16 protein-coding genes are annotated in these 13,734 nt (G+C 54.8%); 4 read left to right on the top strand and 12 right to left on the bottom strand.

The window, feature by feature from the left end:
* Window positions 1-230: 230 nt before the first annotated feature.
* From NHH03_RS12775 to NHH03_RS12740, 8 genes are all read right to left on the bottom strand, one after another.
* Complete coding sequence (locus NHH03_RS12775; protein WP_253156661.1) at window positions 231-1,091, bottom strand: hypothetical protein; 861 nt, start codon at window positions 1,089-1,091, stop codon at window positions 231-233.
* Between the two features lie 201 nt (window positions 1,092-1,292).
* On the bottom strand, window positions 1,293-1,634 hold the full coding sequence (locus NHH03_RS12770; protein WP_253156659.1) for a hypothetical protein: 342 nt from the start codon (window positions 1,632-1,634) through the stop codon (window positions 1,293-1,295).
* Entirely contained in the window at window positions 1,627-2,253 is a 627-nt protein-coding gene (locus NHH03_RS12765) for a nucleoside triphosphate pyrophosphohydrolase family protein (RefSeq protein ID WP_253156657.1), read from the bottom strand. The genes NHH03_RS12770 and NHH03_RS12765 overlap by 8 nt, the downstream gene beginning before the upstream one ends.
* A 12-nt stretch (window positions 2,254-2,265) precedes the next feature.
* Window positions 2,266-2,637, bottom strand: a complete 372-nt coding sequence (locus tag NHH03_RS12760) for a hypothetical protein (protein ID WP_253156654.1) — start codon at window positions 2,635-2,637, stop codon at window positions 2,266-2,268.
* Between the two features lie 3 nt (window positions 2,638-2,640).
* Window positions 2,641-3,540: a DUF429 domain-containing protein gene (locus NHH03_RS12755; protein ID WP_253156652.1), complete on the bottom strand. Its 900-nt coding sequence runs from the start codon at window positions 3,538-3,540 to the stop codon at window positions 2,641-2,643.
* Between the two features lie 21 nt (window positions 3,541-3,561).
* Window positions 3,562-3,837: a hypothetical protein gene (locus NHH03_RS12750; RefSeq protein ID WP_253156650.1), complete on the bottom strand. Its 276-nt coding sequence runs from the start codon at window positions 3,835-3,837 to the stop codon at window positions 3,562-3,564.
* 77 nt (window positions 3,838-3,914) lie between these two features.
* Window positions 3,915-4,199 (bottom strand): outer membrane protein assembly factor BamE, encoded by a 285-nt coding sequence (locus NHH03_RS12745; RefSeq protein WP_253156648.1) that lies wholly within the window; start codon window positions 4,197-4,199, stop codon window positions 3,915-3,917.
* A 381-nt stretch (window positions 4,200-4,580) separates the two neighbouring features.
* On the bottom strand, window positions 4,581-5,135 hold the full coding sequence (locus NHH03_RS12740) for an NADAR family protein (RefSeq protein WP_253156646.1): 555 nt from the start codon (window positions 5,133-5,135) through the stop codon (window positions 4,581-4,583).
* 311 nt (window positions 5,136-5,446) lie between these two features.
* Between NHH03_RS12740 and NHH03_RS12735 the strand changes: the two genes are divergently transcribed.
* The 4 genes from NHH03_RS12735 to NHH03_RS12720 all read left to right on the top strand — a co-directional run bounded on the left by NHH03_RS12735 (window position 5,447) and on the right by NHH03_RS12720 (window position 9,757).
* Window positions 5,447-5,824 carry an SLOG family protein gene (locus tag NHH03_RS12735; protein WP_253156644.1) on the top strand — a complete coding sequence of 126 codons (378 nt, stop codon included), beginning with the start codon at window positions 5,447-5,449 and terminating at the stop codon, window positions 5,822-5,824.
* 141 nt (window positions 5,825-5,965) lie between these two features.
* Window positions 5,966-7,600 carry a hypothetical protein gene (locus tag NHH03_RS12730; protein ID WP_253156642.1) on the top strand — a complete coding sequence of 545 codons (1,635 nt, stop codon included), beginning with the start codon at window positions 5,966-5,968 and terminating at the stop codon, window positions 7,598-7,600.
* Window positions 7,601-7,709: 109 nt separating this feature from the next.
* Entirely contained in the window at window positions 7,710-8,306 is a 597-nt protein-coding gene (locus tag NHH03_RS12725) for a hypothetical protein (RefSeq protein ID WP_253156640.1), read from the top strand.
* A 680-nt stretch (window positions 8,307-8,986) separates the two neighbouring features.
* A complete protein-coding gene (locus NHH03_RS12720) occupies window positions 8,987-9,757 on the top strand; it encodes a hypothetical protein (RefSeq protein WP_253156638.1) in 771 nt (256 codons plus the stop codon).
* Window positions 9,758-10,036: 279 nt separating this feature from the next.
* Here NHH03_RS12720 and NHH03_RS12715 read toward each other — a convergent pair whose 3' ends face one another.
* The 4 genes from NHH03_RS12715 to NHH03_RS12700 are packed head-to-tail and all read right to left on the bottom strand — an operon-like array spanning window position 10,037 to window position 13,729.
* A complete protein-coding gene (locus tag NHH03_RS12715; RefSeq protein WP_253156635.1) occupies window positions 10,037-10,585 on the bottom strand; it encodes a hypothetical protein in 549 nt (182 codons plus the stop codon).
* Complete coding sequence (locus NHH03_RS12710; RefSeq protein WP_253156633.1) at window positions 10,582-11,979, bottom strand: hypothetical protein; 1,398 nt, start codon at window positions 11,977-11,979, stop codon at window positions 10,582-10,584. Before NHH03_RS12710 ends, NHH03_RS12715 begins: the two co-directional genes overlap by 4 nt.
* A 2-nt stretch (window positions 11,980-11,981) precedes the next feature.
* The gene (locus NHH03_RS12705; protein ID WP_253156631.1) at window positions 11,982-12,827 is read right to left on the bottom strand and encodes a ParB/RepB/Spo0J family partition protein; all 846 of its coding nucleotides are present in this window, start codon (window positions 12,825-12,827) and stop codon (window positions 11,982-11,984) included.
* On the bottom strand, window positions 12,824-13,729 hold the full coding sequence (locus tag NHH03_RS12700; RefSeq protein ID WP_253156629.1) for a ParB/RepB/Spo0J family partition protein: 906 nt from the start codon (window positions 13,727-13,729) through the stop codon (window positions 12,824-12,826). The genes NHH03_RS12705 and NHH03_RS12700 overlap by 4 nt, the downstream gene beginning before the upstream one ends.
* Window positions 13,730-13,734 lie beyond the last annotated feature (5 nt).

The following is a 13,734-nucleotide window of genomic DNA, read 5'->3' as shown; positions in this document are numbered from 1 at the left end:
AGTTGAGCGAACCGAACCTCTCTCAAACCGCTCGGGAGAGCTCGGGAAATCCTGTGCGATCTTTGTAAGTGATTGGACGGTAACATGTTGTGGTGATAGCTGGTGATTCGCCGAAAGTGCAAATCAAATAAGCCGGCACTGCCAGGGCGGTCGAGCGAATGACGTTGTGTCTGGATAGGCCTGAGGCCAAGTTTGGTGTCGGTCATGGAATGCACGGCTGATCAAGTTGCCTAACTTGCTTGACGGATTTGATGGTGGAGAACCTCACTCATTGGATCAGGCCGCCGGTTGATCGATCGAAGGCAGAGATCTCCTGGCATTGTTTCCAGCATCCACGCGCCTCGCGAGAGTAACCATGACTTTAGGTTTATCGCTTCAGGAAAATTCACTCGCGTTGCGAACCAATGTATGGTGCCGGGAAAATTGGAGTAGAGTTGCGTCACGCATTCCATCGTTGGCTCGAGAACCAAAATTGAACGTTCCGCTGCGTTTGTTCCGAACGTCATTTTTGACAGAGTGGTGGGGCGGAAGATTTGTGTGCCACGAACGGTGATCACTCCGGCAATGAAATCACTCGCCGCATCGGCAACACTGCTATTCACCGCTTCAGGGACAATGGAGCTCACGATGCTTTTAGCAACTCGACGCATCGTTTCTGAAACACCATTCCGAATCGCCTCGATTTTCGTGGACACAACCAGGTCCACATTGTGGAACTGAAAGAGCGTGCCCACCGCATTGACACTTTTCGACACTGCATGAGGCTGCTGGAGAACCGCGAACGGATTCCATTCTTGTTCGAGCGAAGTCGAGGCCGTGGCCATCTCGAGTAACAAGCGCGTGTGGAGATGTGGGCGAACACTTGACTGATTTTCTATCGGCCAATTCAGCGTCGTCGCGGTAACCTCAACAATCGCCGAAAGTTGACTGCTGGGCAGTTCACTTTGAATGACAAGATCCACATCGCCGCCCGCGAGAACTTGATTGTGCCTTGTCAGCCAATTCGCAATCTTGACCGCCTGGCGAGATTGAAGGACGAATCGCGGAAGGGGAATCGGTGGATCTTCGACATCCCATTCGTGCAGCATCACGTCACAACGTGAGAGGGCCGCAAGTTCGGACTGACATACCGCGAATCGGCTGCCGGGTCGTCGGACGCTCAACCACAAGAAACGCCTTCGCGGCCAGAAACACTGTTCCAGATGCACGCGATCGAGAGCAATGATTCGAGCTGGGAAAGTATCGGGTTGATTTCTTGCAGACAAAAGCGTTTCACCGAGAGTCGTGGTTTTTTAAATGACATAGTGGCCGTCCTTGCGAGCTTCCCATTTCTGCAGTTGGAATTTGGAAGCAATCAAAGGAAGGCGAGACTCATCCGTACGATTCCCGTGGAAGATGATCGAGATCTTCCGCGTGGGATCGTACTTCACTCGCCCTCGCGGGACCGAGAAGTACTCATCATCTGGTTCGGCGTCCAGCAGCATCGCCGCGTCGGGCCAGCAGTCATTGTGCGAATCATCGCTGTCGCATAGCCCCGTTTCTGAGTCGGGGTGTCCCGGAGAGACAGGGAACGCAACGATCGTCGCACCGTTATCCCACCAAAGACCGATTTGCGGTTGTTCACCATTACTCATCGATGATGCTCTCGTGGTCCAATTTATGATGATCGCATGAGAACGTCCGATTCGGTATTTGCAGGTATTCTCCCTCCGCCGTTCGGTTTTCAGGATGCTTGCACTGCACGCCCTGGCCGATTCCGACCATCCACATCTTGAAGCGGCAGGATAGACACGTCTTTCGCGAATCAACCAGCGACGATTCCAACAGCTTTCCCAGTTCTGGCTTAGCAAACGTTTCCGTCTTGGTGCCCTTGCCAGTTTCTGAACTCGATCCGTGCTTGGTCAAGTTCGAGCGATGCACTTCGTCAAAAACTCGCTCCAGCGGCAACCCCGTCGCAACGGCATCGCCAAGTAACACGTACAGGCGATCGCCGATGGCGTCGGCTGCTTCAACGATGTCGCCAGCGACATGGGCTTCGATCCACTCGGCCAACTCCTCGACGGCCATCAACGCTCGACGGCTCAGTTGTGTGGTTGGACTGTCGACTCGATTGAACGAGTCGACAATCTGTCGCAACGATCGAGCTAGCTCGGCATCGAGTTCAGCATCATGCTGAAGCAGCGTCGCTGACTCGGCAACCGTTTCGCCGATCTTGCGATGAAATTCAGCGACTTGATTAAATTGCTTTTCCACGCGTCTGTCTCCTTAGCACACAAGCTTGCCGGTCTGCTGGCTAAGCATCCAGAGTTCGTCGCCGAAGTCAAAGTTGCCTTCGTTGCGAAACAGCATCACGTTCACACCTGCAGGCACATTCTTGAGCATCTCGGGTTGATCGTCGACGTACATCGTCACGCCATATTCAGCGATCACGGCGGCTTTGCCATCCATACGATCCACCAGCACAAGATCGTCGTAGCGAATCTTGTGCTCCTCCAGATCGCGGATCGTCTTCTCACGATCCGTCCGATACGTGATGATCACCACCCGCCCTGGCCAAGAATTTGTCCAGGCCGAAAAGAATTCGGGGGCGTCAGTGATGGTGCCATCGAGGTCGAGCCCGAGGATTTGGGTTTGCATGCTTTAATTCACTGACTCGACTTTCCAGGGTGTATTGCTGCGCTTGGTAACTCTTCGGATCCAATTCTCCGGTAACCACTCAATTCCGTCTTTTTTTTCTTTCGCTAACGCAGCACACCGAAAGACCAATTCATTTTCAAGCAACGAGCTCGACTTGGTCACAATATAACCAGTAGCCATATCGCCAATTACAAGGAAACTATCAGTCTGGTGCCATTCGACCGCCTGCAAAAGGCATATTGCGGCATCCAGCTTGTCTTGCCACGCCTTATTTGGGCTTGCCAATTTCATTGCCTCTTTTAGCCACAAGCTTATTTCATCTAGCTTCAAGTCGTCTGCTAGATCTGCAGCCTTGCTGCAGATGAACATCCAATCAGAGACGCTAAATGTCTTTTTTCGAGCGGGGTTGTACTTTGGCAAGCGACCCGTTCCTCGCTTGTCATCCAGCAACCAGTTGTTCGCGATGATGTAAAGAACTGGGTAGGTCTCAAAAACAACCGTCTCGCCTTGCGGCTTCTTAAACGGACTGGCAGGCCCGCCGAATCGTTTCACAAAGTTCCAAACAGGCGCTTCTGGACCGAACATAGGTACGCGGTCTTTAGGCTCATGGGTTGCGGACCGTTGGATCCCTCCATAACGACGCCCAACAGGTGCGGATGCGAGCCGTTCTACAGGACGCGAACCCGACCGGTTCCGCACGATATGCGGCTGGTCGAGAAATATAATTGTCTGCGTCGATGTCGCTGTCTGTGTCTCAATGATCTGCGTAGCTGCCTCAAAACTGGCGGTTGTGGGTGGAACACTCAACTGAATCGGTCCGCCGTCCTCCACCGTGGCTGCGCAAATTGCTCCTGAATTGTTTGCTGACCATGCTGAGTCAAAACCCACAAAAACATTTCTCACCTAGTTACTCCTGAAATTGAATCAGTTTTCAACAATCTCTTTGACCGCTGTCCGTGCAATACGCCAAGCACGCATGCGGCTTCGGCTGGGCATGCCGAGCCATATCATAAGCAATCCGAGGCCGGCTTGGGGGACCAAGCCGGCCGTCAATAAGAACAGCCGCAAGTTGATGCCGGATTCCTTGCCGAGACTTCCGAACGCGTTTGGATCGAGGTAGCAGTACAACGCCATGCCGAGGCTGGCAAGCAGCATCTGGCATCCGTAGAACAGTGAGATGAGTTTGGCGATCTTTCGCAAACGTGATTCTCCAGGGGGAAAGTCAGGCGGTCAGTCAAGTTGCGTGAAAAGGGCAGGCCAAATGCCTACCAGGCGATTCACAGGCCTATCTGCGATTTCGCTTTTACCTTGTCATGCGAAAAGGTAATCGAGATGATCTTGTCTTCGTCTTGCCAAACCATGTTTTTCATGTCGATGGAGATGCCGCCGAAGCTGGCGTCGCTGCTCGCCTGTTCGGTGCCGGTTCCAAGAATCGACTCGACTTCATCGATCGTCATCCCAGTTTTGACATCGGCGTAGTTATCTTTGGTGATTGGGCTGCCGCCGCATCCAGCGATGAGAAGAAGGCAAAACAGGCACAGGAGTTGTTTAAGTTGGGGCATGATGTGAATCCGTTGAGAGTGAAGGGGAAAGTTGGTGACGAGCGACGAGCTACCTAGTGATGTCGTACAGTTCGCCGTTTCGGAATTGGACGCCGAAGTTCTTGTTGCAGTGTCGGCAGGTTTCGCGTTGAGTGCCGTTTCGGATGCGATCACGGACGGTGTTGGGGCGTCCGCAATGGGGACAGAGAACAGTGATGACCAAATGGTTGGCTCCTGTTGAAGTGAAGGTTGGAAACAAGAATCAGAACGATATTGGGAGTCAGAAAAGAATTCCAGATTTGGAAGGTTCTTTGACAAGTTTGAAGCTGTGAGAGGGGCGGGGCGGCGACCAAGCGGCAACCGCCCCGCACAAATCAATCTCCCACCACGGAGAACGCATAACTAACTGATTAAGGTCTGCAGCATGGCCCTCTCCTCCATCCAAAGGCGGCCAAGCATATTGCGGCCTTCCCAGGCATAGCCAAACGCGCAATCATCATTTGGCACGCGCACGGCACCCCAAAACAAATTGTTCACTCGGCGACCGCGGGCACTGCAATCTTCCACCAGCAATCGATCGCCACTGGCAATCAACTTCCGCCGCACCTCGCCATGGGCATCCATTTTCAACCGCAGGCAGAGCCCCAAATTTTCAACATCCTGATCACTCAGCGGCGCAACCACTTGGCGGGCCCGAAATCTCTTCGCAATCATCTTGGCCTTCATTGGCGAACGCGGCTCACGCACCGCCTCACGAGCATCTTCATCATCGGAAGCAAAGCGCAAAGCCTGAAACAGCGCCTCGGCATGCCACCATTTCAGCCCTTCATACACAATCGGATGCGGACTCATATTGCTAAGCCAGCCTCCGGGCTCTGCAACTTTTCGGATCAGGATCTGATCGGCGGTGGCAGGAAAGGACGGGGCATCAACGGGGGCGGGGGCAACTCTCGGCATAGGCAACTCCGGGCAAAAGGAAACATCGCTTGTGTACCTATCAAGAGTGCGCCGTAGACGCGTGCGTTAAGTCAGCCGGTGGACAGCGTGAAGTTGAGTGAATCAAGAGTCAGAACCGCGCCGCTTGTAAATTTAATCCCGCCGAGACTGCTTAAAAATGAGAGCAAATTTACAATTGCTCAGCATCTTCGATGACGACGGACCAAACCTGTCAGAAAACCTGTCACGTGAGTCCGTTGAAGCATCGCGACGGTTTCAATAAATGAGGCCCACCGTTGGGTCAGCACTTTCCCGAATTTGGAGACAGCCGTTTGAAAGTCATCATCGCCGGATCTCGCAGCGTTGCCCGTATCAGTTCTCGTCGCTGGGACTACGACCAACTTGCAACCATTCTCGAAACCGCAATCGAGGAATCAGGTTTCCAAATTACCGGGGTGATCTCGGGCGGCGCGGGCGGCCCCGATCGTGCGGGCGAGCAGTGGGCCGCTCGTAATGAGATCCCGGTCGCTGTGATCAAACCCAACTGGAAGCTCGGTCGTGGCGCGGGCTTGATTGCCAATCGCCATTTGGCTGAGGTCGGCGAAGCGTTGATCGCCATCCACGACGGCGAGAGCACAGGCACGCAAGACATGATCGACCACATGCAGACGGCTGGGATGCCCGTTCATGTGGTCGTTGTGACGGCATAGCCCCCTCTTCTGCGGATTTTTTCTGCCTGAAGGGCCGCGCGAGGTTAACGCGGCGCGCGCCCTTGCAACATGTAGATATTCAACCGCGCGCACGTGCGCGCGATTTCTTCGTTTCCCCGTCGAATCACCCCGGAGCCTAGTTTGAAAGCAGCCACAATCACGCCACCTTCGTTCAAGCCGCACCCGTCCGAATCAAACAACTCACCGCCAAACGCATTCCCAATTCGCCCTAGGCCAAAGGTAAATCAGACCCCCAAGCGTTCCCAAGCTGACAAGCGAATCGACTTCCTTCTCCAAAAACACTTCGACGACGACCCAGATTTTCGGCCGCTGATTCTCGAACTCGCCGAACTTGATCCGACACCCAAGAAGAAGTATCTCGCCTGGTTGGTCAAGCACTGGACCGGCAAATGGAACCCGACAGACGCGGACCTAAAACGCGTCGCCCGATATCTAGAAACGCACCACAAAGGAGCCAAATACTTTTCCCCGCTTAGCTGGACGGGTCTGCTACTGGAAGACGTCGGTTATCACGCCGACATCTTTCAATACACGCCGGAATCTCTGGCAACGCTCGGCGGACGGATCACCGAGATAATTCGAATCGACGAGGAAGACAAACAGATACGAAAAGGAAATTTGGTCGTCACCGGCGGAGCCGAGGTGGCCTACAAGGACGATCGCTGGACCGTCTTGCGGGTGCGAACCCAAGCGGCACTCCGGCGACTGGGGCAGGGATGTGGCTGGTGCGTTTGTGCAGGCGGTCACGGTTACGGATTTCCGTTCGACTTTTTGCTCAACGATGTTGGAGAGAGATATCTAGCTCACCACCATGAGATTGCAGATCGTTGGAACCGCCGACCACCGAATGCAACGATTGTGGAGATCAACCGTGTTCGGAAGCTCAGCGCGGACCGCTACGACCGAGTCTCCGCTCATGTTGACGAAGCAATCAAAACCAAAATCCGGCATGAAGCCGAGGTCGAGAAAAAGTTCTTAGAGTATCCGGATCTTGCGATTCGATACGCCGAGAAGGTCATACGTGGGAGATGGGAGGCGTTTGAAAAACACGTTCGGGTAGCCACACTCTCCGCTCATCACGCGACCGATTATGCAATCAAATGCCGATGCGAGCGTTGGCCCAGATTTGAAAACAAAATCAAGCGTTCCGCGGGACCGCTAAGGTGCTATCGCAGCGCATTTCCAGGTGCGATTCCCAAAACCGAAGAGGAGATTTTTCAAGAAAAGCTGAACGATTGGCGTGCCTATACCGCCAGAGCAAAACGTCCTTGGAGCCACAGCAGCATTCAATGGCAGGCTGAGTCGCGCGATCGCAATGTTTGCTTCGAGGACCGATTGCTGATGAACTACTCGGAGGCATCGATTCGGCGATATGCACGACTCGTCGCTTCGTTGGCAACCTCTAAGATCGCTGACGCATACCGAATGAAAATCTTGTCCTACTTTACGGAGACTGAAGACGAGCAAACGCAAACGGTGAACGACGAACTAGGGCCGATCATCCTCGAGCGTCTGCAGCAACGAATTCCGGAAATTGAGCCGCTCATTGGGCACGATCCGGTCGTTGCATTCGCCTATGCAACAGGGATCCGGCAACGGTTTTTGGATGGTGAAGTGGCGATTAAAACGGACCCTGGGTTGTGGTGGGAGTACACCAAGCGTTTCGTGTGTTCGCCGCAAACGTCGAATCGGCGAAACACGGTGCAATCACCGAGATTCTTGCCTCCGCAAACGTATAAGGTTGCCTGGGGATAGTGGATCTAGCATCTATCAGCGAGGGGACCGTGCTTCACAATGGAGCACGGTTCCCTCGCCTACTCTTTTCTCGAATTCCCTGAACAATTCTGCGAACACTATTTTCTTCATGACACGATACAACTTCCAAACCAACAAACCCTACGCCGCAAAGCTGACCAAAGTATCGACTCGCCCAATTGAAAACGATCCAGCGATCTCGCTCACGCTGATCCGTCTCGAGTTCACTATCTATTGGATGGTCGGCGAGCAACGGCTCGAATCCCAAGGCGAGATTGCGTGTCGCGAGCTTGTGGTCGGCCCATTGATCCCCTGCGATCGGGATGCGGGCCTGCTCGCGTACGCCCAAGCACTGCGAATGGCAACACCACCTGAGGATCCAGGAAGCTGGATCCACCTGCAACGACGCGAACGCTGGATCGAGATCACATTCGGTCCACGAGAACTGGAAGAAAGTCGCAATCCCTTTCGCGACATCCGGCCATTCTCACCAGACGGCTGGTCGATCAAAGAGTACCGTTATGACCGCACCGCCGACTGGGTCACGATCGCCGCAGCCGCCGACGCGGCCCAAGTTTCCAAATCGACTGCGCGTCGTCGATTGGACGAGCTGGAACTGGACTGGGGTGGTGAACTGGTCACACGGACCGGTGGCGGTCAGCGCCGCGTCTACCTGCCCCTGTTCATGCGTCTTTGGAATGAATGACTCCCGTGGCAGTACTTTCCAACAGTCGCGATGCGTCGTTCTCGATTGTAACTTGTCCATCGGCATGGACAAGAATGATAGGCCGCTGCAGCTTTCGGGCAAATCGAATGGTGGCCCAGGTTCCGGAACGCACGCGTTCTGCCCCGCTCACCGCCGCGATCAATGCGACCGTCGAACGAACAATGGTTTGATTGCGTTGCAGGTACGGCAGCGGGGGACGCGTTGCCGAAACGGGACTGCAATGTGCGCGTGATTTCGAGTTTGACGGAGGATGAACCACCACTGCAACGCCAAGTTCAACGCAAATCGCGTGAAAGTCCGCGTCCGCACCGACGCAATCGCCGTGATGGGCTTCCGACGCGCACGTTTGATTGAGCAACTGCCAAAAGCGAGTCCTCTGCTGTTCGGTCATGCCGTTGCGAGAACCAGTGAAACCAATCTTCATTCGCGTGCTCCGTGTGATGAGACTCAGTCGAGAAATGAGACGCCGACGTTGGCGGCGTTCTTTATTCCTTTAAGAGCACGTAGGAATGCTTTCCGTTAAATCTGCAAGAAACAACAGAAAAAGCAAATAAAAGGCTTGGTGGATCACTGGGTTTTGTAAATTCACTCCCATTGGTCTTGTCGGCGAACAGGAGTGTTTTTACAAAACACTTAAGCTAGGCCCAAGGACCCAACCGATGTCTCGTAAATCTCTTCATGAACAAGTCGCCGCGTTCACCAACGCAACACGACTATCAATTGCGCATCCGCTTAATCGGTACAAGGCGTCGAGTAGCTTTGTCAATCTTCCTCGGCACGCCAATATGCATTGGCGGGGATTGCTGCAACCAAGGTCAGGTGCTGTCAATGGCCTATTCGAGGTGGACGAGCGGCTATTGCCACCCGTTCCGGCAAGCGGACGCAAATCCGAGTTCGAGCCGTATGACGACGCAATTCTCTGTCACTGCAAGCCGCTGAATGACTGTTGGGAAAATATTGGCAGCGAGAATCGTTACCCAGACATTCCCGATCGATGGGACATCTACCTGCTGATGAGGCACCAATACGATGCCATCGCATTCACCGGCAAGAATCGCGCTGCCATTATCCGGCGAACCGATGCAACCTATCGAACCATCTTGAAATTACGAGATTGGGAAGCTGATCCTGCCGGCGGCCTATACCGACGCACCCGCGTGAAGTCACAGCTCCGCCGTCGCCTCGGTCGCAATCCCTATCCTTACGAAATCGAGCGTGCCCACGCCAAGACAGCATTGACGCATCTTGGCTACAAACTTCCTGGGAAACCAAAGCCCCGTCATGACGATTGGCCCAAAAGACTGCGCGATCTCGGATTCGAAATTGAGATAGCCAAGGACATCAAACCTACACGGCACGTCTCGATGACCATTAAGCAACAACGCGACTATCAAGAACGGTATCCTGAACGCGGGATTCTGATTTTGTAATTTCTGGGGAATAATTCATCAAAGTCAGGTCATCAAGCATTCAGCGTCTGAGAGTCGGATTGTCGGAGTAACGGGGCACTGTTTAATTTCCATCATCATGCGGAGATACAGTATCTTGGCCGGACCGGTGGCATAAGCATCTTTGATGTATCTGCCAATCGTGTGGCCCGATGAAGAACTGGAAAAACAATCGCGTCGCTTTTTTTTTTGATTGCCCGAACCCAACCGCAGCGCCGTTGACAACACCCTGTTCGTACTCCGGCTATCTTTTGATGATGGCTATTCGTTATCGGCTCTGCTTGCGATCTTTAACGCCTGGGACCAACTTCCGAACGTGCGGCGGATGGCCATGGCTTTGTCTCGGTTTTCTAGGCAGACTTCGGTGTAGGTCATGGATTGGCCGGCGGCCTGACGCTGGCGGATCCAGAGGATCATGGCCTCTCGGTCGAAATGCTCGGGACGGCGGCGGGAGACGTTTGCGAGGTTGATGCCGGCAGCAGTGAGCGCGGCACGCCAGGTGCCGTGGTAGCGGAGTGCGGCTTCGTAGAGCGGGCGGTCGCGGTTGCGGTTCACCATGGCCCCCAGGTCGTAGCCTGTCGTACACAAACGGCGGAGTTGTTGTTCTACGCGGGCTTGCGTTAGGTCGCGACGGTCGCCAACGTGGCGAACGTCAACGCCGGCGTACTGGAGTGCCGTGTTCCACGCGCCGAATTCGTTGCACGCGGCAACGTGGAGAAGTTCGTCGTCGCGACGGACATCGTCGTCGAGCAAACTTTCGCCTGCAACGTCACGCTCGACGATCTTGCGAATGATGGTTTCGCGAATCATGAGGCCACCTTCCGTTGGGTTTGTTTCGACGGGACACCGGCAGATTGCTTCGCTGCGGTCCATGATCCGAAATAACGAATCGACGCGGCGGCGAGGTTGATGTTGTCGGGGTGATCGCTGGTCAATGATTTGCCGGCTCGGTGCCGAATCTGGATTTCACGGATGATCGTTGGTTGGTCCCAGTTGCGTCTGCCGCATTGGAACCCGGCGGCTTCCATCGCGGCTCGCCAAGTTGGAAAGTGTCGCCGGGCTGCGTTGACCAGTGCGGTGTAATGGGTCCAAACGTCTTTGAACTCGTGACCTTCGGTGTGCCATTTCTGAATTTCTGCGATCACGTCGTCGGCCGTCCAATAACGCAGCGGTTTGCGAACGGTGATGCGATCGACCAGTCCGGCGGCTTCGACAGCGGCGGCCCAAGTACCAAAGCGACGTTTTGCGGCTTGGGCAAGCGGGATGTCACCAAGACCCTCGATGTGTTGCGGCTCGCCAGCGATGTAGCGTTCCTGGATCGCGGAAATGATTCGATCTTCGGTCCAGCGTCGCCGCGGTGGTTCAATGCCGGCCGCTTCGATTGCTTTGCCGAGCGTTCCGAACCTGCGGGCGGCGGCGTGAGCGAGGTTCGAGTCAATGTTGCGAATGTTCTCGCCTGGAAACTTGGTGCCCAATGCCCGCAGTCGTTCGATGACTTTGTCTTTGCTCCATTTCTCGCGAGTCTTCACATCTAGTCCGGCCGCTTTCAACGCTTTCTGCCAGTCGCCAAAGCGTTTCACTGCGGCTGCGAACAGCGATTTATCTTCAGCGTGCGTTTTGTAAAGGCAATGTCCGGCGGCCCGACGCTCCCGAATCGCTTCGAGCACATTTTGCTCGGTCCATTGCCTGGGCAGTTCGCTCTCCAGTCCGAGCGACTTGACTGCTCCTCGCCATCCGCCGAAGTGCTTTCTCGCTGAGCGTCGGAGTTTCTCATCATTGTGCGATGAGAACGCGAGCGGCAATTCCCGTTCGTACAATTCGATGATCTTCATACACACTTCGTCGGGAGAGTAAAAGTCACGAGTCGGCTTCGGCAGCCCCGCCGCGGCGCGTGCTTTGGTCCAAGTTCCAAACAACCGCTTTCCGGCCGAATAGAGCGACGGGTCTTCACGATTGGTCCGCCACAGGCTCTCGCGATCGTTATGCCGCTGACGGATCGCATCAACGACCGTTTGCTTCGACCAATCGTTGTATGGCGGCGGACGTTTGCCACACGGCAGCCCGGCCGCGTCGAGTGCGGCTCGTACGCTACCGAAGTATCGCCGTGCGGCGGCGTCAAGCTGCGGATGCATCTTCGGGCCATCCTGCCGCGTGCGTTTCAGCTCCTCGATCACCTTCTCGGGAGTCCAGCGTTTCTTGGGCATCGTTAACCCTCCGTGCTTTCGAGGATCTCCTCGAAGATTCGAGCGAGGTCCGCATGGTTGGTTTGCAAATACGCTTTGACTTCAGCGTTATTGAGCAGCGTGCGAACGTAGATCACCAGTTTCAACAAGTTCGTGGTGTACTGGCGATAAAGCCCGGTGTAGAAATCCTGTTGTTGCTCGGCTTCTTGCAGCTTCTTGAGCAACTGGCTCTTCTTCTCGTCCGCCTGCGTCCACGGCGTCTTGCTGCCATTGGCTTTTGCTCGTTTGTTTGCCGGCGTCTTCAACACCAGCCCGCGAGCGAACGTCGTCGAGTAGTCGTTGCAGGACTCCATCAACTTCAAAATCTCATGTTGGCGATCTTGTTTCACGTTCGTTAGCTCCTTCGCCGTTTGCAAATTGATTTTGTTGGCGTTGAATGCTTTCACCACATCCGGGTGAAGCTTGGCAAGCAGACCCTTGTTCAGCCGGTGACCGATGCCCTGCATGCCGAGTGCGCTGGCGATCGTCTTTTCGTCGAGTTCTTCGAGCGATTTGCGAAGCATCCGCATCTCTTGCGATGCACTCAGTTGGTTGACCATCCGGTTGCCAGTGAATCCGTCGCGGGCATCGTGAACCAGGCACGGTACCGTTTCGACCCCGTGGTCTAATAGGATTCGATACCGAAGGGCACCGTCCAGAATCTCGTAACCGTCGTCGAGTGGGAAAACGATCAGCGGTTCAATCAGCCCGACCGCTCGCAAACTCGCCTCGATCCGTTGTCGATACTTCTTGGCGATCTTGCGTTCGTTCCTCGGCACGAGTTTGACAATCGAAATGTCGATGCCTTTGGGTTTGCCGTTGGCGCTCATGTCGACACCTCCGAGCTGGTCGTTGGGTCGAAGCTGAAATCACCAGCGAGTTCGGGCCGCTTTTCAAGTTGTTGTCTTCGCAGCAACGTGATTAGCTCCGTGTCTTGAAACAACGTGTTGACACCAGCGAGTAGCGTCATGAAACGGTTCTCTTTCGATTTCGCCTCGCGGACGTACCCAGTTTTGACGCGGGTTGTTTCCGCGATGTCATGCTGAAGCTGGCCGACCGTGTAATCGCGGCTGGCGGGTGACTTCTTCGATTGCTTGGCCCGCGCCGAGATGATCCGCCGGGCCTGGCCGAAGTTCGTGGTCGTTACAAGCCCCGCGGCAAACGCATCCATCAACACCGCTTGGATTTGAGAGTCGTCGGTGGAGGCAACCTGGATCGCAAACTTGATCGGGAAGATGCCGGCTTCGACACCTTGTATCAGCCGCTCTTCGCCCTGTTCGACCAATTGAATGTAGTCGCGGATATAACGCTCAGACTTGCACGCGACCTTGGCGATGCGTGGGTAGTCCCAGCCTTCGTCGTGCAGCCGTTTCAGCTCGCGAGCGAAATCCATGCTGCCTGGTTTGGTCCGAGCGATGTTCTCGACCAGAGATTGCAAGAGCGCCTCTTTGCGAGTGCAGGTCACCACCTCGGCGGGCACTTGCGTCTTGCCGAGCTGTTTGTGAGCCAGCAGTCGACCCTCGCCGCAGATCAGTTCGTACTTGCCGGTCGTTTCGAGAAACTTGTCATTGACGCGAATCGGCTTCATCAGACCGACGCCTTCGATGCTCTCGACGTTCATGTCGAATTGTTCTTGGTCGCGGTTCCGCGAGTTGATCACCTTCACCTTGTCGATCGGCACGTCTTCGTACCGGCGATCGGTGATGGGGCAAATGTTGTTGAGTGGTTCCATGATTG

This window comes from Stieleria tagensis (assembly GCF_024129865.1).
Taxonomy (GTDB): domain Bacteria; phylum Planctomycetota; class Planctomycetia; order Pirellulales; family Pirellulaceae; genus Stieleria; species Stieleria tagensis.
This window is presented reverse-complemented; position numbering and strand designations above follow the sequence as displayed.